The sequence below is a fragment of the Pseudomonas sp. NPDC085632 genome (assembly GCF_044541255.1).
Taxonomy (GTDB): domain Bacteria; phylum Pseudomonadota; class Gammaproteobacteria; order Pseudomonadales; family Pseudomonadaceae; genus Aquipseudomonas.
Genome location: NZ_JBITSX010000001.1, coordinates 332,976 through 358,967, shown reverse-complemented (window position 1 = coordinate 358,967; position 25,992 = coordinate 332,976). Strand labels below are relative to the sequence as shown.

The 25,992-nt window shown below is 58.5% G+C and carries 22 protein-coding genes and 1 tRNA gene; 7 read left to right on the top strand and 16 right to left on the bottom strand.

What is annotated here, in order from left to right:
- Positions 1-13: 13 nt before the first annotated feature.
- The 3 genes from selA (at position 14) to ACIF4X_RS01520 (ending at position 3,432) form a co-directional block, all read left to right on the top strand.
- A complete protein-coding gene (selA, locus tag ACIF4X_RS01530; RefSeq protein ID WP_397480714.1) occupies positions 14-1,417 on the top strand; it encodes an L-seryl-tRNA(Sec) selenium transferase in 1,404 nt (467 codons plus the stop codon).
- On the top strand, positions 1,414-3,330 hold the full coding sequence (gene selB, locus ACIF4X_RS01525; RefSeq protein ID WP_397480713.1) for a selenocysteine-specific translation elongation factor: 1,917 nt from the start codon (positions 1,414-1,416) through the stop codon (positions 3,328-3,330). The genes selA and selB overlap by 4 nt, the downstream gene beginning before the upstream one ends.
- 6 nt (positions 3,331-3,336) lie before the next feature.
- Positions 3,337-3,432 (top strand) — tRNA-Sec (locus tag ACIF4X_RS01520).
- A 162-nt stretch (positions 3,433-3,594) separates the two neighbouring features.
- On the opposite strand, the gene ACIF4X_RS01515 is transcribed toward ACIF4X_RS01520, so the two are convergent.
- The 5 genes from ACIF4X_RS01515 to ACIF4X_RS01495 all read right to left on the bottom strand — a co-directional run bounded on the left by ACIF4X_RS01515 (position 3,595) and on the right by ACIF4X_RS01495 (position 10,446).
- A complete protein-coding gene (locus ACIF4X_RS01515; RefSeq protein ID WP_397480642.1) occupies positions 3,595-3,954 on the bottom strand; it encodes a DUF6124 family protein in 360 nt (119 codons plus the stop codon).
- A 673-nt stretch (positions 3,955-4,627) separates the two neighbouring features.
- Positions 4,628-7,171, bottom strand: coding sequence for a hypothetical protein (locus tag ACIF4X_RS01510; RefSeq protein ID WP_397480641.1), 2,544 nt, complete (start codon positions 7,169-7,171; stop codon positions 4,628-4,630).
- Between the two features lie 273 nt (positions 7,172-7,444).
- Positions 7,445-7,804, bottom strand: coding sequence for a DUF6124 family protein (locus tag ACIF4X_RS01505; RefSeq protein WP_397480640.1), 360 nt, complete (start codon positions 7,802-7,804; stop codon positions 7,445-7,447).
- 515 nt (positions 7,805-8,319) lie between these two features.
- Positions 8,320-10,068, bottom strand: coding sequence for a phosphoethanolamine transferase CptA (locus ACIF4X_RS01500; protein ID WP_397480639.1), 1,749 nt, complete (start codon positions 10,066-10,068; stop codon positions 8,320-8,322).
- A 195-nt stretch (positions 10,069-10,263) separates the two neighbouring features.
- Positions 10,264-10,446: a DUF6026 family protein gene (locus tag ACIF4X_RS01495; protein WP_007914840.1), complete on the bottom strand. Its 183-nt coding sequence runs from the start codon at positions 10,444-10,446 to the stop codon at positions 10,264-10,266.
- A 273-nt stretch (positions 10,447-10,719) separates the two neighbouring features.
- Here ACIF4X_RS01495 and gnd point away from each other — a divergent pair, with 273 nt between their 5' ends.
- The 3 genes from gnd to ACIF4X_RS01480 are packed head-to-tail and all read left to right on the top strand — an operon-like array spanning position 10,720 to position 14,038.
- Positions 10,720-11,700, top strand: a complete 981-nt coding sequence (gnd, locus tag ACIF4X_RS01490) for a phosphogluconate dehydrogenase (NAD(+)-dependent, decarboxylating) (protein WP_007914838.1) — start codon at positions 10,720-10,722, stop codon at positions 11,698-11,700.
- Positions 11,697-13,220 carry a glucose-6-phosphate dehydrogenase gene (gene zwf / locus ACIF4X_RS01485; RefSeq protein WP_397480638.1) on the top strand — a complete coding sequence of 508 codons (1,524 nt, stop codon included), beginning with the start codon at positions 11,697-11,699 and terminating at the stop codon, positions 13,218-13,220. The genes gnd and zwf overlap by 4 nt, the downstream gene beginning before the upstream one ends.
- Entirely contained in the window at positions 13,217-14,038 is an 822-nt protein-coding gene (locus ACIF4X_RS01480) for an HAD family hydrolase (RefSeq protein WP_397480637.1), read from the top strand. Before zwf ends, ACIF4X_RS01480 begins: the two co-directional genes overlap by 4 nt.
- Before the next feature lie 122 nt (positions 14,039-14,160).
- Here the strand turns inward: ACIF4X_RS01480 and nhaB are convergent, their stop codons facing one another.
- The 3 genes from nhaB to ACIF4X_RS01465 all read right to left on the bottom strand — a co-directional run bounded on the left by nhaB (position 14,161) and on the right by ACIF4X_RS01465 (position 17,585).
- A complete protein-coding gene (nhaB, locus tag ACIF4X_RS01475) occupies positions 14,161-15,663 on the bottom strand; it encodes a sodium/proton antiporter NhaB (protein ID WP_397480636.1) in 1,503 nt (500 codons plus the stop codon).
- Between the two features lie 74 nt (positions 15,664-15,737).
- Positions 15,738-17,039, bottom strand: coding sequence for a hypothetical protein (locus ACIF4X_RS01470; protein ID WP_397480635.1), 1,302 nt, complete (start codon positions 17,037-17,039; stop codon positions 15,738-15,740).
- Between the two features lie 279 nt (positions 17,040-17,318).
- Positions 17,319-17,585, bottom strand: a complete 267-nt coding sequence (locus ACIF4X_RS01465; protein WP_116030401.1) for a hypothetical protein — start codon at positions 17,583-17,585, stop codon at positions 17,319-17,321.
- A 355-nt stretch (positions 17,586-17,940) separates the two neighbouring features.
- Between ACIF4X_RS01465 and ACIF4X_RS01460 the strand changes: the two genes are divergently transcribed.
- Complete coding sequence (locus ACIF4X_RS01460) at positions 17,941-19,266, top strand: sigma-54 dependent transcriptional regulator (RefSeq protein ID WP_160057981.1); 1,326 nt, start codon at positions 17,941-17,943, stop codon at positions 19,264-19,266.
- Between the two features lie 100 nt (positions 19,267-19,366).
- On the opposite strand, the gene ACIF4X_RS01455 is transcribed toward ACIF4X_RS01460, so the two are convergent.
- From ACIF4X_RS01455 to pnuC, 8 genes are all read right to left on the bottom strand, one after another.
- On the bottom strand, positions 19,367-20,674 hold the full coding sequence (locus ACIF4X_RS01455; protein ID WP_397480634.1) for a hypothetical protein: 1,308 nt from the start codon (positions 20,672-20,674) through the stop codon (positions 19,367-19,369).
- A 45-nt stretch (positions 20,675-20,719) separates the two neighbouring features.
- Positions 20,720-21,466: a hypothetical protein gene (locus ACIF4X_RS01450; RefSeq protein ID WP_397480633.1), complete on the bottom strand. Its 747-nt coding sequence runs from the start codon at positions 21,464-21,466 to the stop codon at positions 20,720-20,722.
- A gap of 44 nt (positions 21,467-21,510) precedes the next feature.
- Positions 21,511-22,191, bottom strand: coding sequence for a C39 family peptidase (locus ACIF4X_RS01445; RefSeq protein ID WP_242208069.1), 681 nt, complete (start codon positions 22,189-22,191; stop codon positions 21,511-21,513).
- A 63-nt stretch (positions 22,192-22,254) separates the two neighbouring features.
- Complete coding sequence (locus ACIF4X_RS01440; protein WP_397480632.1) at positions 22,255-23,277, bottom strand: heme utilization protein; 1,023 nt, start codon at positions 23,275-23,277, stop codon at positions 22,255-22,257.
- Positions 23,278-23,350: 73 nt separating this feature from the next.
- Positions 23,351-23,926, bottom strand: coding sequence for an adhesin (locus tag ACIF4X_RS01435; RefSeq protein WP_397480631.1), 576 nt, complete (start codon positions 23,924-23,926; stop codon positions 23,351-23,353).
- A 1-nt stretch (position 23,927) separates the two neighbouring features.
- Complete coding sequence (locus ACIF4X_RS01430) at positions 23,928-24,380, bottom strand: hypothetical protein (RefSeq protein ID WP_277762094.1); 453 nt, start codon at positions 24,378-24,380, stop codon at positions 23,928-23,930.
- Between the two features lie 356 nt (positions 24,381-24,736).
- Positions 24,737-25,261: an AAA family ATPase gene (locus ACIF4X_RS01425; RefSeq protein ID WP_397480630.1), complete on the bottom strand. Its 525-nt coding sequence runs from the start codon at positions 25,259-25,261 to the stop codon at positions 24,737-24,739.
- The gene (gene pnuC / locus ACIF4X_RS01420; RefSeq protein ID WP_397480629.1) at positions 25,258-25,821 is read right to left on the bottom strand and encodes a nicotinamide riboside transporter PnuC; all 564 of its coding nucleotides are present in this window, start codon (positions 25,819-25,821) and stop codon (positions 25,258-25,260) included. The genes ACIF4X_RS01425 and pnuC overlap by 4 nt, the downstream gene beginning before the upstream one ends.
- Between the last annotated feature and the right edge of the window lie 171 nt (positions 25,822-25,992).

Genomic DNA, 25,992 nt, shown 5'->3' with positions numbered 1-25,992 from the left:
TCTCCAGGAGTGGCTGATGTCCCTGCGGTTACCTTCCATTGATGGTTTGTTGCGTCACCCGGCGTGTGTGCCTTTGCTTGAGCGTCACGGGCGTGAGTCGCTGCTGGCGAATTTGCGGCAGTTGCTCGATGAATTGCGGCCCGGCGTCTTAAACGGGCAATTATCCGCCGTCGAAGTCAGCCCCGAAGTGCTCGCCGGCCGCGTCGGTGAACGTCTGGCCCAGCAACAGAGAAGCAACGTACGCCGAGTGTTCAACCTCACCGGCACCGTCCTGCACACCAATCTGGGCCGTGCCTTGTTGCCCGACGAAGCCATCGACGCGGTGCAAATGGCCGCGCGTTATCCGCTCAATCTGGAGTTCGATCTGGCCAGCGGCAAACGCGGTGATCGCGATGATCTGATTGAAGGTCTGATCCGCGAACTGACCGGCGCCGAAGCCGTCACCGTGGTCAACAATAATGCCGCCGCTGTGCTGCTGACGCTCAACAGTCTCGGCGCGCGCAAGGAAGGCATCATTTCCCGTGGCGAGCTGATCGAGATCGGCGGCGCCTTCCGCATCCCCGACATCATGGCCCGCGCCGGTGTGCGCCTGCACGAAGTCGGCACGACCAATCGTACCCATGCCCGTGACTATGAAGCGGCGATCAGCCCACGCAGCGGTTTGATCATGCGTGTGCACGCGAGCAACTACAGCATCGAAGGTTTTACCGCCCGCGTGCCGACCGCGGAATTGGCCGAGTTGGCTCATCGACATGGCTTGCCGTTGCTGGAGGATCTGGGCAGCGGCAGTCTGTTGGATCTGACGCGCTGGGGGTTGCCGGCGGAACCGACGGTGCGTCAGGCGCTGCTGGATGGCGCGGATATCGTCACGTTCAGCGGCGATAAATTGCTCGGCGGCCCGCAGGCCGGGTTGATCGTCGGGCGCAAAGAGCTGATCGCGAAGATCAAGAAGAACCCGTTGAAACGCGCTTTGCGCGTGGACAAGTTGACCTTGGCGGCGCTGGAGGCGGTGCTGGGTTTGTATCGCGATCCTGATCGCCTCGCTGAACGTCTGCCGAGTCTGCGCCTGCTGACCCGCCCGCAAGCCGACATCTTCGCCCAGGCCTTACGTTTGCAGCCGTTGATGGCTGAGTTGTTGGGTGAGCGCTGGCAGGTCAGTGCAGTTGAGGCCTTGGGCATGATCGGCAGCGGCAGCCAACCGGTCGCGCGTTTGCCGAGTGCGGCATTGTGTATGCGCCCGCAAGTCTCCAAGCGTTTGCGCGGGCATTGCCTGCTGAATTTGGAAGCGGCGTTGCGCGCCTTGCCGATCCCGGTGCTCGGGCGCATTGATGACGATGCCCTGTGGCTGGATCTGCGTCAGCTCGACGATGAGCCGGCGTGGCTCGCGCAGTTATCGCACTTGCAGGTCGCCCCGTGATCGTCGGCACGGCGGGGCACATCGACCACGGCAAGACATCACTGCTGCAAACCCTGACCGGACAAACCGGCGACCGCCGCCCGCAGGAACGCGAACGCGGGATGACCATCGACCTTGGCTATCTCTATGCCGAACTCGAGCCCGGCGCGGGGTTGACCGGGTTTATCGACGTCCCCGGCCACGAGAAATTCACCCACAACATGCTCGCTGGCGCCCAAGGCATCGATCTGGTGTTGCTGGTGGTCGCCGCCGATGACGGCGTGATGCCGCAAACCCGCGAGCATCTGGCGATTGTCCAATTGCTCGGCATCCCCCGCGCGTTGGTGGCGATCACCAAGTGCGACCGGGTCGAAGCGGGCAGGGTGGAAGAAGTGCAGCGTCAGGTGCTGGATCTTCTTGCACCGGGGCCGTTTGCCGAGGCGCCGATCCTGACCGTATCGAGCCTGAGCGGGCAGGGCATTGAGGCACTGCGCGAGGTGTTGCTGCAGACGCAAAGTGAAGTGCAAGAACGCAGCCGTGAAGGTGGTTTTCGCTTGGCCATCGACCGCGCGTTCAGCGTGGCCGGTGCGGGCATTGTGGTCACCGGGACTGCGTTGTCGGGCATGGTGGCTGTCGGCGACAAACTCATCCTCGGGCCATCCGGCAAAACCGTGCGAGTGCGCGGCTTGCATGCGCAGAATCAACCTGCCGAGCAAGCCTTCGCCGGCCAGCGAGTGGCGTTGAACCTGACCGGCGAACGCCTCGAACTGGCGCAGATCCATCGTGGCCAGTGGTTGCTTAGCGAGTGGCTGCACGCGCCGACGCAACGGGTCGACATCGACTTTCAACTGCTGCCCGGTGAGCGCACCTTCGAACACTTTCACCCGGTGCACGTGCACCTCGGCACTCAGGATGTGATTGCCCGGGTGGCCTTGCTCGAAGGTCCGCGCCTGAGTCCCGGCGAGCGCATGTTCGCGCAACTGCTGATCAATGCGCCGGTGCACGCGGTGAAAGGTGATCGACTGATCCTGCGTGATCAGAGTGCGCAACGCACCTTGGGCGGCGGTCAGGTCCTCGACCCGTTCGCCCCGGCGCGACAACGTCGTAGCCCGGAACGTCTGGAGCAACTGCGCACCTTGGTCTCGGGCGACGAGTTCGAACAGGTTTTGCCCGTGTTGCTCAACTACAGCGCGGGCGGCCTCGGCCCGCTGCGCCTTGAACGTCAGTTCAATCGTCCGCGCTCAACCTGGGCGTTAGCCGAAAACGTGCGCCTGATCGACACCCGCCAAGGCCCGGTGCTGTTTAACGTGCAGCGTTGGGCTCAACTGAAATTCACTCTGTTGGAACAACTCGCGCAGTTCCATGAACTGGAACCCGACCAGATGGGCCCCGATCGCGATCGCTTGCGGCGCTTCAGTGGGTTGGCGCTGGAACGTTCGACGTTTGTCAGTTTGCTGGACGAGTTGATCGCGGCCGGATCGGTGCAGGCGAGCGGGCCTTGGCTGCACCTGCCGGATCATCAGGTGCGCCTGAATGCCGAGGACGAAAGCCTCTGGCTGGCATTACAACCGCTGTTCGAAAACGCCGGATTCGACCCGCCGTGGGTACGCGACATCGCGAAAATGCTTGGCCAAGACGATGCGGTCGTGCGCCTGCTGCTGCGCAAACTGGCGCGGCTCGGGCTGATGCATCAAGTGGTACGCGATTTGTTTTTGAGCGACGTGCGACTGCGCCAAATGGCAGACGTGCTCCTGAAGCTCGCCAAGGAAAATCCTCAGATCCAGGTGACAACCTTCCGCGATGCGCTAGGCTTGGGACGCAAACGCTGCATTCAGTACCTGGAATATTTCGACCGCATCGGCCTGACCCGACGCCTCGGCGAATCCCGCCAGATCCGCCCCGACAACGCGCTGGCCCACGCCGACGCCCAATGAGTTCAAGGAAGGTAATCGCGCCCGGTGGCGCGGCCGGGCTTCAAACCCGGTTGGGGACGGCATCCGTTCCCGGGCAGGTTCGACTCCGGCTGCCTTCCGCCAGTTTTCAAAAAGCAAAAGATCGTGCCGATGTTGATCGTTTGATCGTTCCCACGCTCCGCGTGGGAATGCCTCAACGGACGCTCCGCGTTCGGCTTCGGAAGGGACGCGGAGCGTCCCGGGCTGCATTCCCACGCAGAGCGTGGGAACGATCATCGAGGCCCGCTACTGCGGCACCTCCAGATTATCCAACACCCGATTCACCGCCAGCTCGCCGAGCATGATCAATTGCGCAATCCCCAAAAGCGTCCTGCGCTGCGACGCGGGTATGAGGTGAGCGAAGTCATGGGCAATGGTTCTGGTTGAAGCGAGGGTTTCGCTGGCATCGGCCAGCAGTTCCTCGTTTTTGAAGTCGGCGGTGACGGCGTACATCCGGCGGGTTTTACGCGGCGGTGGCGTGGAGCCGGGTGGGCAGAGGTAGTGATCGAGCGCGCGTTCGGCGGCGTCGTTTAGCTTTTTCGAATCGAGGGATTCGTAGGGGGAAGCGAGATCGGTTTCGGGTGGGTTGGGGGTTGGTTTGATCATGGTGTAGCTCCTTGAGATGTGGAGCCGTCATCCATCGCTGCTAAACGGATAGGGTGGCGGCTGTACGCGGGTTAGCAGACCAGGCTCAAGGATCCCGGCGCACCGAAGTGCCCCACGCAAAGCCGCCATAACGTAATGGCAGTACTCGCGTGCCTTGAAAATTGCCGAGCTGCTAAACCCGATCGCTGATTCGTCAGCGACCGCACCACAATAGAACCCGACCCCAAAGCGCACAAGCCGGCGGATTCTGGCGTAGCTGTAGGCAAAGGCGCAAGGATTTGTAGCCTGAAAGGCGTGTCTGGAGGTGTCTTTTAAACACCTGAGTTTAAAAGGCGATTTGTACTGACTTCACTGGCCCCTTTGTGAGCAAGCTCACTCCCACATTTGGAATGCGTTTCCCTGTGGGAGCGAGCTTGCTCGCGAAAGGGCCATCCCGGTCAGCAGAAAAATCTCGGTCAAGCCTCGCTGTTTAAATCACGGGTTAAATAAATCTGTCTCCTTTTCGCTCTCTACTTTTCTCTGGGGCTTCAAACCCGGTTGGGGACGGCATCCGTTCCCGGGCAGGTCCGACTCCGGCTAATTTTCGCCAGTTTGTCAAAAGCAGAAGATCGCAGCTTTAGACAGCTTTAAGGAGGTGTTTGAGTGCTCATCAATGGTTGGGCGTTAAGAAAAATTAAGGATTTTTATTTCCAATTCTGGGGCGATACCCCAATGTGGGAAACATCCAGGTATTCGCATATTGCCCTATAGAGTTAATCCCGGCGACATAAGGGGGTTCATGCCAATATGCTCTTTGTCTAGTGGGCCCGCATACAGGGATCCAATCCGTGGCTGACTGTGATCTGTACCAGTATAAGAGAGTATTAGGGCCTAAATATTCAAAGCTATAGCAAGTAACCAAGGCGAATGGTTCTGTTGAGGTCGTTGCAAAATGAAACGGGAATAGTTGTGCACCGACAGATGCCACCCACGGACCGGCCTGGTAATGGTAAGAGGTATGTGGGCTACACACCAGTTCATATACATTTTTGCAGATAACCTCGTAACTAGCCGTCGTGCCCAACAGATCCCTGACAATAATACGTGCATCTCCTACTCCATTCGAAACTACATGGCCGGTATCAGGATCAACGGAAGCAACGCTAAGGTTTGACGAACTGTATTGATAAGGTAGAACCCCGCCTGCCGCTTCTCGAGTCCGCTGAGCATCAGGATGCACATAAGCTGTTTTCTCGAAGGGTGGGCTGTTTGGGGCTGCTGCCGGGTATAACTGGTAACCATCAAGCACCATTGGGGTCGTATCTATTTCAAGCGTCGGCGTCGCCTTAATCGCATAAGTACGCACCATGAACCGCTTCGCCAACCCCAGATCCTGACTCTTCCCAAACGCCACCCACATCTCCATGGTCAGTGGCATCCCATGCTTCAACCCTTTCAAATCCGCATAAGGTGCGGTTGCTTCAAAGTAACCATTCCTCACCCAGTCATCATTGACGAAGGCAAACGGTGCCGCCCAGATGTATTTCTCATAAGACGAGCCGTCGGCATTAGTGCCCTTGAACAGCAACCAGACATATTGCCCCACCGCATTGAAGGGGAAGCCTGAAAACCACATTTTGCCTTCAGGCGTCAGCTCGGACAGGTTCAGTTCCGTGCCTTCACCCGCGTCGCTCGCTTCCTTCAAACGAGGGGCGAGGAGTTCTGCCTGCGGCAGTTCCTGCACATTGAGGACGAACGGATCTGACGGTTGTGGCTGGCCGTTGCCACGGGTAATGGTGTAACTGACGGTCACTTTGCCGCCCAGACAAAAGGCCAATACAGCCGGCGGAATATCGATGCTGAGACCAATCTCGCTGAGCGGCCGTGGATCGCTGGTGAATGAGCCTTCAGCGTGGGTGCCGGGTTTGGGGATCCAGCTAACGCTAAGCCGGTCGGTGGGGAGGGTGGCGCCTTGCGGCACGACGATGGTGAGTCTGGAAACCGCGGCCATGGGCGCCAATGTGTTGCCGTTGGCTTGCTGCACGCCGGCGGGTTTCAGTTCCATGTACGCGCCGGTTACTGTTGCCCTGGCGATGTTGGATTTGCCCACCGGATCGGTTGACCTGAATAGCTCGTAAATCACCGTCACGATGCTGTCCGCAACGACTTTGGCGTTGGTCACCTTCAGAATGCAGGGGGCCTTCGGTTCGAAAACGCCTTTCTCCACGGTGCCGCTGAGCCGCTCGGTGATGTCTGAAAGCCCGACTCGGCTTGCGGTGTAGAGGGCTTCAATCTTGTCGCCGACTTGAAAGCGAGCGTCCGACGTCAGGATCGCCACGGTCAGGTTGTTATTTCCGAGTTTTTCCAAGTCGATGATTTCCGGATCATCCGACGTATCGTTTTCAATCTCCCGCAGGATTGCCTTGGGCAATAACTTGCCGTCGAGATCCTCAGCCACGGTTTGCGGTGGCGACCACGGAGCATCGGTGTCCGGGCCGTTGCCGAGCTGATCGGTAACGGTGAAGGAGAAAATCAGGTTCTGATCTTCCCGTTTTGCCAGCTCTAGATAGGCACGGGTGACGGTGAAACAAATCGTGATCGGCGTTTCCGAGCCCGGGTTCGGTGGCTGCGGTGCCTGATTCGCGGCCACGTTGACGTGCATTAACTCGCCATTGCACTTGAGGGTAATGCGGTCGTAGGCCCGACAATAGGGATAACTCACGCAGACCTGCGCGCTGACGAAACCCGGGCCAACGCCGTTGCGAATCAGCTCGGACAAGTCCAGTTTGAGTTCGGAATGACCACCAGGACTGTCATAGCGATCCTTGAGGCCGGGGCGGATGCGGTTGTAGAGCACGCGCAGACTCAAGGACGTACCCACGTTCCCGCTGTTGCGTTCAATTGTGTAAAACAGCTCGTTGACCTTATCCGGATGCAGTCGCCCTTTGGGAATGCGCAAGGCCGTCGACGCATCGGGATCCACAATGATTTTGCTGTCCAGCACTGCGGTTTCACCCTTGAGCCATAGCTTCATCTCATCGCGAGCCTGCATTTGACCGCTGGGCGGTGGGTCGACCTCGACATGCGCACCGTCGCCATCGGTGACCAGATCATAGGCCACCAACGGCACACCGACATCCGCAAGAATCTTCGGCTCGACCGGAGAGGTCTGGCCCTTGATTTTGGGCGGGTAAAGTTCGAGAACGGTGTTGTCGAGGGTGGTTGTGGTTGTGCTCATTCAATGCGCTCCTGCATGGGGGAAACCGCAGGAATGATGAAAGCGCGATTACTCAAGAAGCGCACCTGTCAGATCTGACAGGTGCCGACGAGTGGTAGGTGGAGCGGTGTTGAAAAGCAAAAGATCGCAGCCTTCGGCAGCTCCTACACCGATCTATGTAGAAACTGTCGAAGGCTGCGATCTTTTGATCCAAAAAGTGGAGAACCGTCTGGCCCTAATCAAGCCCACTGTGTCGAGGAGCAACCCCCTCGCCACAGGTGCTTGCCTGACCTCTCAGCCCGGCACCTCCAGATTATCCATCACCCGATTCACCGCCAGTTCGCCCAGCATGATCAGTTGCGCAATCCCCAACAGCGTCCTGCGCTGTGACGCGGGGATGAGGTGGGCGAAGTCATGGGCGATGGTTCTGGCTGAAGCGAGGGTTTCACTGGCATCGGCCAGCAGCTCTTCGTTTTTGAAGTCTGCGGTAACGGCGTACATCCGGCGAGTTTTACGGGGTGGTGGCGTGGAGCCGGGTGGGCAGAGGTAGTGATCGAGGGCGCGTTCGGCGGCGTCGTTGAGCTTTTTTGAATCGAGGGATTCGTAGGGGGAGGTGGGGTCGGTTTCGGGTGGGTTTGGCGTTGGTTTGATCATCGGTAAAGCCTCTAGAGTAGTGAAGCTGCCACCGTTCGCTGCTAACGAAGAAGGTGGCGGCTGTACGCGGGTTAGCAGACCAGGACTCTAGAACCCGGCGCACCGAAGTGCCCCACGCAAAGCCGCCATAACGGCAACGGACCTTGTGCGTCTAGAGATAACCCGGGCTGCTAAACCCGATCACTGAACAATCAGCGACCGAGCCACAATAGAACCCGACCCCAAGGCGCACAAGCCGGCGGATTCTGGCGTAGCTGTAGGCAAAGGCGCAAGAATTTGTAGCCTGGAAGGCGTGTCTGGAGGTGTCTTTTAAACACTCCAGTTTAAAAGGGCGAAAAGCCTCGCGAAGACCTGAAGGGAAAGGTGGTCTGTCCCTGATAACACCTCAAAAAGCAAAAGATCCAGCGAATTCCGAAAAATTCGCCATGGCAATGCACTGCTCACCCTGAGTATGGCGATCAGTCCTTCGCGAGCGGCGGCCATGAAAAAGGGGCCGGTTTCGGCCCCTTCTGGTGTTACTGCTGCGCGACGCCCGCTGGTGCTGTATCGGGCTTTTTCGGCTTCATCAGGCTGAAGTCGATCAGCGCGCGCTGATCGGTCTGGTACGGGTCGCCGATCAGCAATGGCCGCGCCTTGAAGCTGTCGCTGACCAGGCTCTTGCTGCGGTCGAGTTCATCGAAACTCAAACCGGCCAGATCCGCCCAGGTGTGGATCAGGTGCGAACTGCTGTATGGGCGATCGAGGTCGCCGGCGAAGTTCCAGTCGTGGTTGGCTTTCCACTTCGGCGATGCCCAGGCCATGAACGGGATGGTGTACATCGGCGCGGTCGGTTTGTTTTCGTTGCGGCCCAAGGTCTTGTGGCCCACCGAGTCGAACACGTCTTCACCGTGGTCGGAGAGGTACAACAGGAAACCGTTCGGATCGGATTTGGCGTAGTCCTTGATCAGGCTCGAAACGACAAAGTCGTTGTACAGCACGGCGTTGTCGTAGCTGTTGTAGGTCGGTACCTGGTCATCACGTACACCCGGTGGCACGCCGTTGCGATCCTGGAACTTGTCGAACGTCGGCGGATAGCGGTATTGGTAGCTCATGTGCGTGCCGAGCAAATGCACGACGATCAGCTTGCGCGGAGCAGCGTCAGCCAACGCCTTGTTGAACGGCTCGATCACGTCGCCATCGTATTGCGCGGCGTTCTGGTTGCGGTTGTTGTTCAGGTACACCTGCTCGTCGGCCTGTTCGGAGAAGGTCGTGAGCATGGTGTTGCGCTTGGTCATGGTCTGCTGGTTGGTGATCCAGAAGGTCTTGTAACCGGCCTGTTTCATCATGCTGACCAGCGACGGCGTCGACAGGTACAGATCCGGGCTTTCCTCATCAGCAAAGGTCAGAACCTGCTGCAGGGCCTCGATGGTGTACGGGCGAGGGGTGACGACGTTATCGAACACCGCCAGTTGATCCTTGAGCTTGTCCAGTTCCGGCGTGGTATTGCGCTGATAGCCGTAGAGGCTCATGCGCTGACGGTTGGTCGACTCACCGATCACCAGCACCAGAGTCTTCGGCTGATCGGCCGAGGCGTCCTGAAGGTTCTTCAGCGGCGGGATCTTGCTCACGTTGTGCAGCATGCCCTGCATGTCAGCGAGGGTGTCCAGATAACGGTGATAAGCCACAGCCATCTGCCATGGCACTGCAGGCTCGATGCGGGTTTCGAATTTTTCGAAGCCTTGCGCGAAGGTGCCCATGCGCAGCGTCTGTTTGACCAGCGGGTAACCGACTACAGCGATCACGATCGCGGTTGCGGCCACCAGCGCACGCCCTCGGGGCATGTACACCGGGCGCAGGCGTGTCCACAGGAAATAGGCGAACACGGTATGGGCGAGGAACGCCGGCACCATCCACCAGGCAAAGTACTGGGTCATGTACTCGCCAGCTTCAGAGATGTTCGACTCGAACATGATGAAGATGACGCTTTGCGAGAATTCCTGCTGATAGATGAAGAAATAACCCAGACTGGCCATCGAGCAGGCCCACAGCACCACGCCGATCACGGCGGCAAGAACTTTGGTGCGTTTGGGAAAGAGCAGCATGGGCGCCAGCCACAGCGCGCTCATGAAGAATGCTTGACGGAAGCCGCTGAAACCGGAGGTGCCGGTCAGCTGGATCAGCAGTTGGGTGATACCCGAGAAGTACCAGAAGAATACAAACAGCCAGATTAAACCGGCCCAGTCGAAACCTGTCGCAGTCGTTTTGCTGCGTTTGAACAATGCCATTCGGCGCTCCAGCTCATTCGTTACAACCACCGCCGGAACATCCATGAAACCGACGAACGGAGGCCGTACGCGAAGGTACGGCCAGAATGGGGCGGAGTATTACGAAGAGAATGTGAAAAGTTTGTTAGTCGACTAAAGCAGCCAAGGCTGAACGTGTCGGGAACAGCGGCGGCCGTTCCCGAATCAGGCGGGGGATCAGGCGTGGGGATGACGTTGAACGACCGGCAAAGGTTGCGGTTGCACACCTTGGGTCAACAGGCGCAGCTGCGCCAGCTCCTGCTTCAACTGGTCGCGTTCGTCTTTCAACTGACGCAATTCATCGCGACGGATTGTCACGTACAGGGTTTGTGGCGGCATTGCTGTGTGTACTGTGCCCATTGCTCACCTCGCAAATGGCGTGCATCAACTGTAAGGCGCCCCGGCTCTGGGGTGCTGACTTACTATCGGCGCCGATTTTGATTTCTTTTGCCTGTGAATGGAACTTTTTTATTTTTCAGGGTCGGTGTGTCTTCGCCACGTTTCGGGGCGTTATCAGTCTGATTCGGGCACAATGCCCGGAAACTTCATCGCAGCGCTCTGGACTAACCTCCATCAGTCGCGTTGGGCTATAACCAATGACACACATTTATTTGTAGTAAGGAGCATCAGCACATGCAACTCGGGATTATTGGACTGGGCCGCATGGGCGGCAATATTGCGCGACGTCTGATGCTCAACGGTCACACCACCGTTGTTTACGACCGCAATACCGCTTTCATCGATAACCTGGTCGCCGAGGGCTCCACCGGCGTCGCCGACTTGCCGGCACTGGTTGCCGGCCTGGCCAAGCCGCGCGCGGTCTGGGTCATGCTGCCGGCCGGCGCACCGACCGAAGACACCATTAACACCCTGAGCACGCTGCTCGAAGCTGGCGATACCATCATCGACGGCGGCAACACCAACTATAAGGATGACATTCGCCGGGCCAAGACTCTGGCCGAGAAAGGCCTGCACTACATCGACGTCGGCACCTCCGGCGGCGTCTGGGGCCTGGAGCGCGGCTATTGCATGATGATCGGCGGCGACGCTGAAACCGTGCAGCGCCTCGATCCACTGTTCGCCGCACTGGCGCCGGGCATGGGTGACATCCCGCGCACCAAGGATCGCAAGTCCGATGACCACCGTGCCGAGCACGGCTACATCCACGCCGGTCCTGCCGGCGCCGGGCACTTTGTGAAGATGATTCACAACGGTATCGAGTACGGCATGATGGCCGCGTTCGCCGAGGGCTTCGACATCCTCAAGACCAAATCCAGCGAGCGTCTGCCGGAAGATCAGCGGTTTGATCTGAACGTGGCCGACATCGCTGAAGTCTGGCGTCGTGGCAGCGTCGTTTCCTCGTGGTTGCTCGATCTGACGGCTGATGCACTGGCCAGCGATCCGAAGCTCGACGGCTTCTCCGGCTCTGTTGCGGACAGCGGCGAAGGTCAATGGACCATCGAAGCGGCCATGGAGCAAGCGGTGCCGGTGCCGGTGCTGTCGAACTCGCTGTTCTCGCGCTACCGCTCGCGCGGCCAGGGCACCTTTGGCGACAAGATTCTTTCGGCCCAGCGCTTCGGCTTCGGCGGCCACGTGGAGACACCGAAGAAATGACGCATACGATCCGCAGGAAATCCAAGGCAGAACCCGCACCACCGACCACGCTGTTTCTGTTCGGTGCCCACGGCGACCTGGTCAAGCGCTTGCTGATGCCGGCGCTGTACAACCTCAGTCGCGACGGCTTGCTAGACGAAAACCTGCGGATCGTTGGCGTTGACCACAACGCCATTACCGATGAGGCCTTCGCGCAGAAGCTCGAAGATTTCATCCGTACCGAAGTGGCGGCAAAAGTCGGCAAGGGCGATCACATGCTTGATCCGGCCTTGTGGGCCAAGCTCGCCAAAGGTATCAGCTACGTCCAGGGCGACTTCCTGGACGACAGCACTTATTCTGCGCTGGCGGCGAAAATCGCCGACAGCGGCACCGGCAATGCGGTGTTCTACCTGGCCACCGCGCCGCGTTTCTTCAGTGAAGTGGTGCGCCGACTCGGCAGCGCCGGTTTGCTTGAAGAAACCCCGGAAGCGTTCAGAAGGGTGGTGATCGAGAAGCCGTTCGGCTCCGACCTGCAAACCGCCGAAGCGTTGAACGCCTGTTTGCTCAAGGTGATGTCCGAGAAGCAGATCTATCGGATCGACCATTACCTGGGCAAGGAAACGGTGCAGAACATTCTGGTCAGCCGATTCTCCAACAGCCTGTTCGAAGCCTTCTGGAACAACCATTACATCGACCACGTGCAAATCACCGCCGCTGAAACCGTCGGCGTTGAAACCCGTGGCAGCTTTTACGAACACACCGGCGCACTGCGCGACATGGTGCCCAATCACCTGTTCCAGTTGCTGGCCATGGTGGCGATGGAACCGCCGGCGGCGTTCGGCGCCGACGCAGTTCGCGGTGAGAAGGCCAAAGTGGTTGGCGCGATTCGTCCCTGGACAACTGAGGAGGCACGAGCCAATTCGGTTCGCGGCCAGTACAGCGCCGGCGAAGTCGACGGTAAATCTCTGAACGGCTACCGCCAGGAGCCCAACGTCGCGCCGGACAGCAGCACCGAAACCTACGTCGCGCTGAAAGTGATGATCGACAACTGGCGTTGGGTCGGCGTGCCGTTTTACCTGCGCACCGGCAAGCGCATGAGCGTGCGTGATACCGAGATCGTCATCTGCTTCAAACCGGCGCCGTACGCGCAATTCCGCGACACCGAAGTCGACGAATTACAGCCGACGTATCTGCGTATTCAGATCCAGCCAAACGAAGGCATGTGGTTCGACCTGTTGGCCAAGCGGCCGGGGCCGGCGTTGAACATGGCCAACATCGAACTGGGTTTTGCCTACAAAGACTTTTTCGAGATGCAGCCGTCGACCGGTTACGAAACCCTGATCTATGACTGCCTGACCGGCGATCAGACGCTGTTCCAGCGCGCCGACAACATTGAGAATGGCTGGCGTGCGGTGCAACCGTTCCTTGACGCCTGGCAGCAGGATGCAACTGTACAGACCTACGCCGCCGGTGAAGACGGCCCGCAGGCTGCCGAAGATCTGCTGACTCGCGATGGTCGCGTCTGGCATGGCCTGGGATGAGTGACTTGCCGAAACAACCTGTCCGTTTTCTGCTCAGCGACATGGACGGCACACTGTTGCTGCCTGATCACACGTTGAGCCAGCGCACCATCGACGCGGTGCGTTCGCTGCGCGAGGCCGGCGTGCTGTTCAGTCTCGCCACGGGGCGACCGCCGAAAGCCATGTTGCAGCAGATCGAAGCCCTGGGCGTTGATCTGCCGACGGCGGCGTTTAACGGTGGAACCCTCGTCAATCCGGATGGCAGTTTGCTGGTTGCGCATTACCTGCCGGCCACCACCGCGCTGATTGCGCTGGCGACGTTTGCCGATCAGCCTGATGTCGAAATCTGGGTGTTCAGCGGTGGCGACTGGCTGCTCAAGGATCCGCACGGGCCGATGGTGCCACGCGAACAGCATGGCCTCGGTTATCCGCCGGTGGTGGTCGAGAGTTTCGAGCCGTATCTGGAGCGCATCGACAAGATTGTCGCGACCAGCAACAACACTGAACTGCTGATCGAACTGGAAGCGCGCCTGCTGCCCAAGGTCAATGGCATGGCGCAGGTCTCGCGTTCGCAACCCGTGTATCTGGACGTGACGGCGCTAGAGGCCAACAAAGGCACCGCGCTGGCGACACTGGCCGAACACCTGGGCATACCGCTGGAACAGACCGCTGCCATTGGTGACGGTGGCAACGACCCGGCGATGTTCCACTGTGCAGGATTATCGATTGCCATGGGCCAGGCAGAGGAGGCAGTGAAGCGTCAGGCCGACGTCATCACCGCCCCCAACACCGAAGACGGCGTGGCCCAAGCGATCGAGAAATACATCCTCCCTCACTGAACCAACGCAAAAAAATATGGGAGCGAGCCTGCTCGCGAAAGCGGTGTGTCCTTCAACGAATCTGTTGTCTGACACACCCTCTTCGCGAGCAGGCTCGCTCCCACAGTTTTGTTCAGTGTTGATTAGAGCCAGTAGCTCACGGCATACCAGCCCAACAGACCCATCACAAAGGTGTACGGCAACGCCATCCACACCATCCGCCCGTACGACAGACGCACCAGCGGCGCAATCGCCGAGGTCAGCAGAAACAGGAATGCGGCCTGACCATTGGGCGTCGCCACGCTCGGCAGATTGGTACCGGTGTTGATCGCGATCGCCAGTGTCTCGAAATGCTCGCGGCTCATGTGCCCGGCAAGGAACGCCTGCTTCACTTCGGTGATGTAGATCGTGGCAACAAACACGTTGTCACTGATCGCCGACAACAGGCCGTTGGCGATAAACAACATCCCCGGTTGTTGCTCGACCGGCAAGGCCAGCACCCACTGGATCAACGGCGCAAACAGCTGTTGATCGTGAATGACCGCCACCACCGCAAAAAATACCACCAGCAACGCCGTGAATGGCATGGCGTCCTTGAACGCGCTGCCCAGACGATGCTCGTCGGTGATGCCGGTAAACGCGGTGATTAACACAATCACCATCAGGCCGATCAGGCCGACTTCAGCGATGTGAAAAGCCAGGCAACCGATCAGGATCAGTGCCGCTGCACCTTGCACCAGCAGCGCAGCGCGTTGGCGCGCTGTGCGTTCGGCATTGTCTTCGGCGGCGTAGTTGGCCAGCACCGTGCGAACGTTGTCCGGCAGCAGTGTGCCGTAACCGAACCAGCGCAGTTTCTCCAGCAGCACGCAGGTGACCAGACCCGCCGCCAGCACTGGCAGCGAAACCGGTGCGACCTTCTGAAAGAACTCACCGAAGTGCCAACCCATTTCGTGGCCGATCAACAGGTTCTGCGGTTCGCCCACCAGTGTGCAGACGCCGCCCAATGCCGTACCGACCGCACCGTGCATCAGCAGGCTGCGCAGGAAGGCGCGGAATTGTTCCAGATCGTCGTGGTGCAGTTTCGGCAGGTTGTGGTCGTCAGCAAATTCGCTGTCCTGGCGCGGATCGTTGCCGGACGCGACACGGTGATAAACGGAATAGAAACCGACCGCCGCACTGATGATCACAGCGGTCACCGTCAACGCATCGAGAAAGGCCGACAGGAATGCGGAAAGAAAGCAGAACATCAACGCCAGGACTGCTTTTGACCGCACGCCCAACAGCAGACGCGAGAACAGAAACAGCAACAGATCTTTCATGAAGTAGATGCCGGCGACCATAAACATCAGCAGCAGGATCACCGGGAAGTTGTGCACCAACTCGTCGTAAAGTGCCTGCGGGGTGGTCATCTTTAGCAGCAGTGCTTCCACCAGCAACAAACCGCCGGGCATCAGCGGATAGCACTTGAGCGCCATCGCCAGCGTGAAGATGAATTCAATCACCAGCAACCAGCCGGCCGCTACCGGGCCAACCGTGAACAGCACCAGCGCATTAAGGATCAGAAAACCGACGATGGTCGCCTTGTACCAGCGTGGCGATTGCCCGAGAAAATTGTGCGCGAACGCCTGGGCCATTGAACCGGACATCGGTTGCTCCTTATTTTATCGAAGCGCGCAAGTTGCCGGATGCGTTACGGAAGATCAAGTACAGTCCGTGTTTTTCAATGGTTCAGGTACCGCGCCACCATCGCCCGGTAGTTGCCATCCAATGAATAACCGCCCACGAGGATGGCGTTATCGGCTTGCACGGCCAGTGAATTAGCCGTATCGAGGCTGCGCCCCAGGCGCGTGCGCAACCAGCCTTTGCCGTCGCCAAAACTGTGATCCAGGCCGCCATCACTGAAGTAGCGGGCGACGATAAAATCCGCTTCGATTCCACCAATGGTTGCGCCGACCGCGATGATGCGGCCGTCCGCCATGCGCTGGGCGGCGCTCCATTGGCAGCCGCTGGGGCCGATTTCCAATAATTGTGGCTGGCCGCCATGGTTGTGCAGGTTGGGGCGACCGTTTGTATGCGGGCTGAATGCCAGGCAGCGAATCGGGTCGCGACTGCTGCCGAAACAGTGCAGGGCATCTGAGGATTCAATCACCTGACTGACCTGAGCACTTTTACCGTGCGCCTTGAAGGCCATGAAACCGTCCACGGCAAAACGCTCGTCGAGGCGGCCGTCGGGCAGGTAGCGCGCCAGCAAACCCTCCTGCGGAAAGTCGATGGATCCTGCCACCACGATGCGCCCGTCCTTCTGCAACAGCAGGCTGCTGAGCCAGGTGTTTAGCAGCAAGTGGCGAATCATAACGAAGCCGCGGCCGTTGAAGGTTTCATCCAGACGGCCGTCGGGCTTGAGGCGAATCAGCATGCCGGCATGGTCGGCGAGTTCGAAGTGGTGATTGGCGATGAGCAGGATGTGGCCGTCATCCTGAACTACAAAGTCGCAGGCTTCGGCGCCCGGTACGCCCGGCGGCAGCCACGCATCCCGGCTGCCCATCGACAAGTCACCGGGCAGGCGCACCACCTGCCGACCGTTGTCACCGAAACCTTTATCCGGCTTGCCCTGTGCGTTGAACATGGCCAGTGCCGGCAGGGTGCGATGAGCGTTTTCATAATGCAGGCCGGCGAGCAGGATGCGCCCGTCGGGAAGTGTCTGGACTTTGCCGGCCGTGGCTTCAAAACCCGGGGCAAAGGTGTCGATGACGCTGCCTTGATCACCGAAGGTCAGATCGGCCGAGCCATCGGCCAGCATCCGCGCCAGGCCGAATCGGCTGCCGGTGGCGACGCCAACCTTAGCTGCGACCAGAACCCGCCCCAGCACATCGAGGGCGATGTCCTCGGTCAGGCTGGACACACTGCCAGCGAAATACACTTGAGCGACGCCGGTGGCGGCAAATGTTCTGTCGAGTTGACCGGCTTGGCTCAATAAAGACGTCGAAACCGCCGGCAGCGCAAAAGTGTTCAGAGTGGACATGCACGCATCTCCTTGCGAGTTGACCTGTCCCGGGAACCGGGTGGGTAACTGCATGAGCGAAACATTCAATCCCTGAACCGGGAGAAGTACAACTGTAAGAACTAACAGGTGGAGGGTCGCACTGTGCCAGAACAGTGTCTTTTTGAACCAATAGCAAGCCGGCCAAGCAGTTAAGCCTGAATAACTTGCAAATAGTTGTACAAAATTACGAGGCGTTAAAAAGATTGCAACTAACAGAGTAGGGCGGATGACCTGAACGTCATCCGCATCGTCCGGCTGTTAGTGTGGCATCGACCAGGATTGCAGGCTGTAACCTTCTTCGCTGAGTTCAGCGCGCGCCTGCTGCAGCAGTTGCTCGAGTTGCGCCGGATCAGAGTAGGCGCTGCTTGGGATCTGTTTGCGACCGATATGGGAATTGGTCCGATCGACGACGGTCAGGCTCAGTTCGCCATTGCCGTCTTGTGGCGCCCAGGCCACGCACTGGAACGGTTTGAACGCGTGGTTGGCAATCAAAAGAGCTTCGTTGATACGGAGCGGGGCGGTCATGGATTTCTCTCTCTGTCGTGCCCAATCAAGTGATGTGCCGTCGGTTGGGCTTACCGTTCGGCTGGTACTTGTACTGATGCACCGAACCCGCAGGCGGGTCACACATGAAACAAAGAAATTTCAACTTTCTTTCATCGCATTGCTTTACAGACAGGTTTTTGAAAGCTCACTGAAAGGTCTGGGGCTGAAATGAGTAGATAGCTGACTAACAACTTCTGTTCTTATAACGTGTTTGCTTGTACACCTATAAGCAATCGATACAAGGCCCTGTCAAAATCTTGCTAATGTTACAGTCGGGTCTGCCAAATGACTGTTTTTACGATCATTTCTAATAATTTGGCGCCAAGGAACAGTCATGAGCGAAGCGCCAGCGTTACGACGTTTATTGGTGGTCGATCCGTGCGACGACTGCCACCGCTTATTGCCCGGATTACGCGCCGTAGGTTGGGATGTCGACAGTTGCACCCTGGAAAATGCCGCCGACCGCAGTTGTGATGTCGGCTTGTTGCGATTGCAGCCATTTCACCTCGAACGTCCCGAAGCCGTAAAGGAACTGATCAGTCGCAGCGGCACTGAATGGATCGCCGTGCTCAATCAGGAAGTCCTGCGTTTACAAAACGTCGGTGACTTCGTTTGTGAATGGTTTTTCGATTTTCACACCTTGCCGTTCGACGTGTCGCGGGTACAGGTTACCCTCGGCCGGGCATTTGGCATGGCGCGTCTGCGCGGGCAAGGCACGATTCATGTGGATCAGCCCGAACACGAACTGCTTGGCGACAGCAAACCGATCCGGGAACTGCGCAAATTGCTCAGCAAACTGGCGCCGACCGAATCGCCGGTATTGATCCGCGGTGAAAGCGGCACCGGTAAAGAACTGGTTGCACGCACGCTGCACCGGCAATCCCAGCGTCACAGCAAACCATTTGTGGCCATCAATTGCGGGGCGATTCCCGAGCACTTGATTCAGTCCGAACTGTTCGGGCACGAGAAAGGCGCGTTTACCGGCGCCCATCAGCGCAAGGTCGGGCGCATTGAAGCGGCCAATGGCGGCACGCTGTTTTTGGATGAGATCGGTGATCTGCCGCTGGAATTGCAAGCCAATCTGTTGCGCTTCCTGCAGGAAAGGCACATCGAACGTGTCGGCGGCAGTCAGCCGATCCCGGTGGATGTGCGCGTTCTGGCGGCGACCCACGTCGACCTTGAAGCCGCCATCGAGAAAAAGCGATTTCGCGAAGATTTGTATTACCGGCTAAACGTCCTGCAAGTGGTCACTGCGCCTTTGCGTGAACGACACGGTGATCTATCGATGTTGGCCAACCACTTTTCCCATTTCTACAGCCATGAAACCGGCCGCCGCCCACGCAGTTTCAGCGAAGATGCGCTGATTGCCATGGGCAAGCATGACTGGCCGGGCAATGTCCGTGAATTGGCCAACCGTGTGCGGCGTGGACTGGTGTTGGCCGAAGGCCGGCAGATAGAGGCCCGTGATCTGGGTTTGATCAGCCAGCATTCGATCGCTACGCCCATGGGTACGCTGGAGGATTACAAGACCCGCGCCGAGCGCCAGGCACTGTGCGATGTGTTGAACCGGCACAGCGACAACCTCAGTGTGGCGGCGAAAGTGCTGGGCGTGTCGCGGCCGACGTTTTATCGCCTGCTGCATAAACACCAGATTCGCTAGATACCTGAAGATCAAAAGATCGCAGCCTGCGGCAGTTCCTACAGGGATTTACACAAACCCGATGTAGGAGCTGCCGAAGGTTGCGATCTTTTGCTTTTACCTAGAAGTAGTACGGGAATTTCAGGCTGAAGGAGAAGTCCGGTGCGTCGTCGGTCAGACCGATCGACAGGTTCGGAACAATGGTCAGGTTGTCGGTGGCGGCAATGGTCATGCCGACGTTGAAGTAACCGGCGTTGGCGTCACTGGACACCACCGACTCCCAATCCCCGCCATCCTGTTTCAGCTTGCTTTTACGCTGCACCAGGTCAGACATCGAGAACGACATACTCATCTTCTCGTTCAGCGCGAACGCAATACCGGCGCCGATCTGGAAGCTGTCGCCAATGCGCACTTTGCCCGGGGTTTTCTGGTTGACGGTGGAACTGATGTCGTCGAACGACTCCTCCAGGTTGTGGGTGTAGGACAAACTGCCGAACAGTACGGCCGGATCAAACGTCTTGACCAGCGAGATACCGGGGGTGACCGACCAGACGCCGTTGCCGGTAGGCAGGGTGTCAGGCACGAACAGGTTGGTATTCGCGTCGGTCTGGCGCAGCTTGATGCCGAACGGATCCTTGCCGGTTGGCGCCTTGACCCGCAAGGTGACGACCGCATCCGGGGTGTTGACCGATTCGTCGAGGAACTTGTAGGCGATGCCGAAGTTGACGTCGCCGATAGTCGGATCGCGTGTGACATCCTGTTCGGTGGTGACGTTGGCTGCGCCCTGGTTGCCGCCACCCGACTGATAAGTCGAATCGCGGTAGACCACCGGTACGTTCAGGTCGAACTGCCAGCGGTTGTCGAAGTTGTAACGCCCCGTGAGGTCGAGGGTCCAGGTATCGGCCTTGATCCGGTCAAGGTTGATGTTGCCGAGAAAGATCGAGTCGAGTGCCAGAAAGCCGTTGAGGATCAACTGACGGGTGTCGTAACGCGAGTAGGTGATACCGGTTTCGAAGCTGAATTTGCCACCGCCGAAGAAGCCACTGGCTTCGTCGTACAGGTTGGACACACTTTGTGCCGGTTGCGAATCATCTGCCAGCGATTGCCCGTAAGAAGCCCCACTGCCTCCGGCTGCGCCCCCCGACGCTGCTGCGGCCCCGGTACCGGTGGCCACTTTGGGATTGCCTTTCATATCCGACGGCGACTTGGCCAGCCTTTTGGGTTGTGGCGCCGCCGGTTGATCTTCGACCTGGCGGACCCGTTGTTCGAGTACCGCCAAGGCTTTTTGTTGTACTTCGTATCGTTGCTTCAGCTCCAGAAGCTCTTGTTTCAGGACTTCTACGTCGGCGTCCGGTGCCGCTTGCAGCATCGCTGCAGGTAGAAGCGTGCTCAAACAAACAGCGGCGCGCAGTGATACTGATCGATACATGAATAAGCCGTCCCTTTAAGCCCAATGATCGAGACTCAGCGTAGTTCAATATCCAATAGTGCGTAGTGCCCTGAGTTGAGTCAGGTTGCAATCCAGTGCGCCGGCGCTCATGCCGTTATTGTTCAGGACGACGTTGAGTTGAGTCATGTTGTTGACCACGTTGGCGCTGCCCAGCAAACGGGTGTTCTGCAGCAAGCCACCCTGAGCGACCTGTTGCAGGGCGGTGCCCTGATTGCCGGCGGCCTGAATAGACATCTGGACGCCGCCACCGGTCGCCGAAACGGCCACGCTGCCCGCGGCATTGCTGCCGCCGATGGTTTGCCCGGCCATCAGCGCCTGCCCTTGAACGGGTACCAGTGCCGGTGCCTGATTGGCTTCTTTGACGTTGATGGCAACGTTGTTACTGGCGGTATTGCTGTCGCCAGCGGCACGCACGCTTTGTGTCACGCCCTGGCTGCTGTCGAGGCCGGCGCCACCCGTGATCGTGCCGGTGCCCGTTGGGAGGACGCTGCCGTTGCCGTGTTCCTTGATGGTTTGCACGTAGAATTCGGGTTTAATCGTTGCTGCCTGAAGTTGCATCGAGGTTGCCGCCCCGATCAGATCGCCACTGGCGTTGCGCCAGGTACTGCTCATGACAATGCCGAAGCTGATAATCCGCCCCGGCATGACATAACGACCCCGTAGTTCGGACAACTCCTTGTCTTGTATTTCGATAGGTTTGAATCCTGCATTGGCATAGCCTGACGCACTCGCTGCCAGGCAGGCGGCGGCCAGCCAGTATGAGGTTTTCATTTGCTGCTCCCGGGACATCCAGCCCCATTCTTTATAATCGGCGATTAAAAGAAGTCGCTCTGTATGAACCCGAAGTCCATCAATTCAGCATCTCTGACAGGGTTGAAGTTATCCAGCTTGTTCTTGGCCGTCAGCGGTGTCGGCGGGCTGCGCAATGCATTGGTTTTGTCATAACCGGGGCCGACGATGGCGAAGACTATGCCGTTCCAACCTTTGACAAAGTCATCGTGCTTGTAGCGTTTGTGGCCTAAAACCGGGTCTCCGATGTAAACCCAATCCTTGTCCGAACGCTGCAGAACCACGAAATGCTTGTAGCCGCGAATTTCCATCAGTACCACCACCGGGATCGTTACAGCGTCGAGTTTTTCCGGTGGAATCTTGTAACCCCTGGCGCGCATGCCGATGCTTTCTATGTAGCGCTTCATGTCCAGCATGGAAAACCCTTGAGTACGAACAAGGTCCTGGTCTGCATTGACCAGCATGCCTTTGATGATGTGCTCCTCATCGACGTCGAGCCAATAGGCCTGGCGTAACACCGTGGCCAGTGCAGCAGCGCCGCAGCTGAAATCGGTTTTCTGTTCGACGATGTCGGAAAACTTGCGCTCACGGATGCTTTGCACGTTTTTGTAGATGAGTGTGCCGCCGGGGAGGGCAGCCACGGGCATCTGGGCAGCCTGGGTCAGGCCAGACAGACAAAGCAGAGCGATAAGGGCAGTCTTACGCATGATCGATACGCCTTTGCGGACTGAGGAAAAGCCCCGTTTCCGGGGCTTTCGTTTCGATCGCGATTACATGCAGGCTTTGCAACCTGCAGCGATGGACAGCGAGTTGCTTTGTTGGTTGCCAACACCTGCGGCGTTGTTGAAGCCACCGTTGCCAGACCAGTTGTTGCCTACGTTGGTCATGTTGGCGTTGTTGGTGACAGGGTTTTTCCAGCCGTCTGGAGTCATCACTTGTTGAGTGGTCACGCCAGCCAGACCGAAGACACCCACAGCGACGAAGTCAGAGCTGGATGGTTTGTTGCCACCATTGCCGCCGTGCCCTTTGTCGTTGTTGCCATAGCCGCCACCGCCGTGACCATGATCGTCATCTTTGGTGGTTGCAGTACCAGCGGCGACGAACGCGCCGACGGCGGCAACAGTGCCAGTGACGGTATCCTTTTTGTAGGTTTGAGTGCCGTTGTTGGCGACGGTCAAACCGCTGGAGCTTTGGTTGGCGGCGGCAGCAGCCTGCGCTACACGACCACCGGACACAGCGATTGCCAGATTGTTTTTCTGTTGGTTGAAGTTGCCGGCACTGTTGTTCACGCCGATGTTACCCGAGCCGCTGTTGCCGACGTTGTTGAGGCTGGCGTTGGCGGTGCTGGAATAGTTGGCTACCCCGTTGTTGGCGTTGACTTGAGTGGCGCTGGAAGCAGCCACTGCGGTGCCGAAGATGAAGCTTTCGTCAGCAGTCGCCAGAGCCGCGGCGTTGTCTTGTTGGTTGCCGTCGCCTGCGGTGTTGTTCGCACCAATGTTGCCGTTGGCGCCGTTGAGCGAGCCACTGACGTTGGCGTTGTTTTGGGTGCCTTGGTTAAGCACTGCGTTGCCGCCGCTGCTTTGCGTATCGAGCACTGCGGCACCGGCGCCAGCGCCGATTTGCAGCAGTTCTTCGAGGGTAGGGCCTTTTGGATCATGGCCATTGCCATGACCGTTGCCGTGCCCGTTACCATGACCGTGATCATTGTCATCACGACCGCCTGCCTGTGCTGCGATTGCCATCACTGCTGCAAGTGCGAAAACCAGTGGTTTGAGAGCCATTGTAGGTTTCATGGTGTTTCTCCATCGTGCTTATTAGTTGGTTAAGTGTTGGTACTTTCTAATTGCACTGCTTTTGTTGTTTGGGTCAGTCAGCGACCCGGATGCTCAGGGTGTTAGCCATTCGGTTCCCCACCCCGGCACTCTGGTTCACCTGGATTACCCCGCGGCTGCCGGTGAAGGCCTGATCACTTGTCGTGACCTGGCGACTGCCGGGTGAGGTACCAGTTGCTCCTGAGCTCGGTAAAAGCGCCACGTTCTGTTGCGAAAGGGCACTGTCGTCAACGCTCAGCGGGGCAGCACTGATGCTGACGCGCGTCACGTTGGCCATCTGGTTGTTGGCGCCGGCACCCTGGTTCACGCCCAGAATCCCGTTGCCATTGCTGAAAGAGTTGCCGCCGATGGTGGCGCTGGCGTTCGTTGACGGATTGCCCGGGGTGTCGATGTGTTGGCGGACAATCGTGGTGGCGCTGGCCGAGGTACCGATGGCGATCGCCTTGGTGTTGGTCTGTTGCATCTGGTCGCCAGCGGCCTGGTTGACGTTGTAGTTGCCGCGGTACTGGGCACCAGTGTCCTGAATGTTCGCGTTGTTCACTGAGCTGGGGTCGGCGGCCATGGCACTGGCGCAGCCGAAGAGGGCAAGCAGGAGCAGGGTGCGATTCATCTTATTGGCCTCCAGCCATGCGGGTCAGCGGCGCCAGACCGGTGCTCAGCGAACGATTGATGGTGTTGGAGATCGTACCGCCGCCACCGCCGCCGTGGCCGGCACTCATGCCAGGCAGGCCATTGGGGTTGGTCAGAACGTTCATGCCGGGCAGGCTGGAACCGGGCGTCGCGATGTTGCCTCTGATGGTCGCGCCGCTGGCTACACTGGCGAAGTCACCGTCATTGAGTTCGGTGCTGTTCATCGCCTGATTGATGCGACCCGAAGGGTTGGCGTTGACAGTGGTGGGATAGGGGTCTTTGCCGGGTGCGCTGCGACCGATAGGAATCGGCTGAACATCGCGATTGAGGACAATCACGCCGTTACCTTCTGCCTGCACGTTGAAGCTGATCAACGTACTGGCTGCTGATCCGATCAGCAGAAGGCAGGTCAAACCTTTTTGGATATTCCCCACGGCTGCAATTCCTTCTTCAGTGGGCTGGCCCGAGTCAGCGTTGTGAAGGAGAGAGCGAAAGCTGTGCCGCTTTTTAAAAGTGCTTTAATTACAAAGAGTTGGGAAATAAATGCGCATGTCTGATACACAACCTGTTTCAGGCTTGATACACGCACCGGCGCGCCGACCTGTCCATTGGCTGAACAAAGCTCTGGAACAAGGGTTTGCAGCGGTGTGTATCAGCCGCGTAACAACTCGTATGACAAAGCAGTGAACAGTGCTGAAACGGGCACTTTGCAACGCACGGAGTGTTTCAGGAATGGACACTTTGCCCCCAAAACAGGGGGCGCGGCGGGGAAGATGACCCGCTGACCGGGTTATTGCGCCAGCAATTGGTCGACGGCGGCAAATGCCTGAGTCTGGCGTTCGCCCCAATTGCCCTGAATGATCTGAAAACGCTGGTGATGGTTTTCCAGCCAGTTTCGCGTGGACTGGTAAAACGCCATTCGCTCGTGCAGATCCGGTTGGCAGCGCTGACCGTCATCGGTCCAGTCGATCTGCTCAGGCGAGAGTAAAAGATGCAGGTCGTAATGCCGCCCCAACAACTCCGATTCAAGCCATTCCGGACATTCGCCGAACAGCGTCTGGCTCCACAACATATTGCTCAACAAATGGGTGTCGAGAATCAGCAGCGACGGCTGTTGTGCCCGAGCCAGGTCTTCCCGATGCAGTTGGCCGCGAGCGATTTCAGGGATGTCAGCCAGACAGGTATCCCGGGGGTTGAGCTCGATAAACCGGCGCACGTACTCATCCACGCGCAAGCCGCCAAAGCGTTGTTGCAGTCCCGCCGCCAGCCAGCTCTTGCCGGTGGATTCGGGCCCGGTCAGCACCACGACCTTCATGTGCGCAACGCCGGGTCAGCGCGCCACTCGCGAAAGCCTTGAATCGCCAGCAAGGTGAACAGACCGTACAGCGCAGCGGTGAGGTACAACCCCTTATAGATGAACAAGCCGACAAAGATCACGTCGAGCACGAACCACAGCGCCCAGCATTGCAGGCGTTTCTGCGCCATCCACAGTTGCGCGACCAGACTGAAACCGGTCAGCGCGGCATCCAGCCACGGTTGCGCGGCGTCGGTCCAGTGGGCCATGGCTGCACCGAGCAGCAAGCTGCCGATAGCGCCGATGCCCAGGCCGATCAGGATCGAGCGTTGATCGAGGCGGGTGACCTCGCGGCCATCATGCATCGTCCCGGCACGGGTCCATTGCCACCAGCCATAGATTTGCAGCGCGGCGTAGATCACTTGCAGCAACATGTCCGAGTACAGCTTCACTTCAAAGAAGATCCAGCTGTACAGCAACACCATGACCAGCCCGATCGGCCAGCACCACGGATTCTGTTTGACCGTCAGCCAGACGGCGATCACACCGAGGGCGGCGGCAAACAGTTCAAGCCCGGACATGTAGATTCCTTGGGGGAAATTGAGGAGGGGGCGGATTGTACTGCATTGGGCTAGGTACTGATGACCGCTGTAGATCAAAAGCCCCTCACCCTAACCCTCTCCCAGAGGGAGAGGGGACTGATTGGGGGATGCTTTGGAGCTTGAATCCATAATCGACTCGATTTTTCAGGT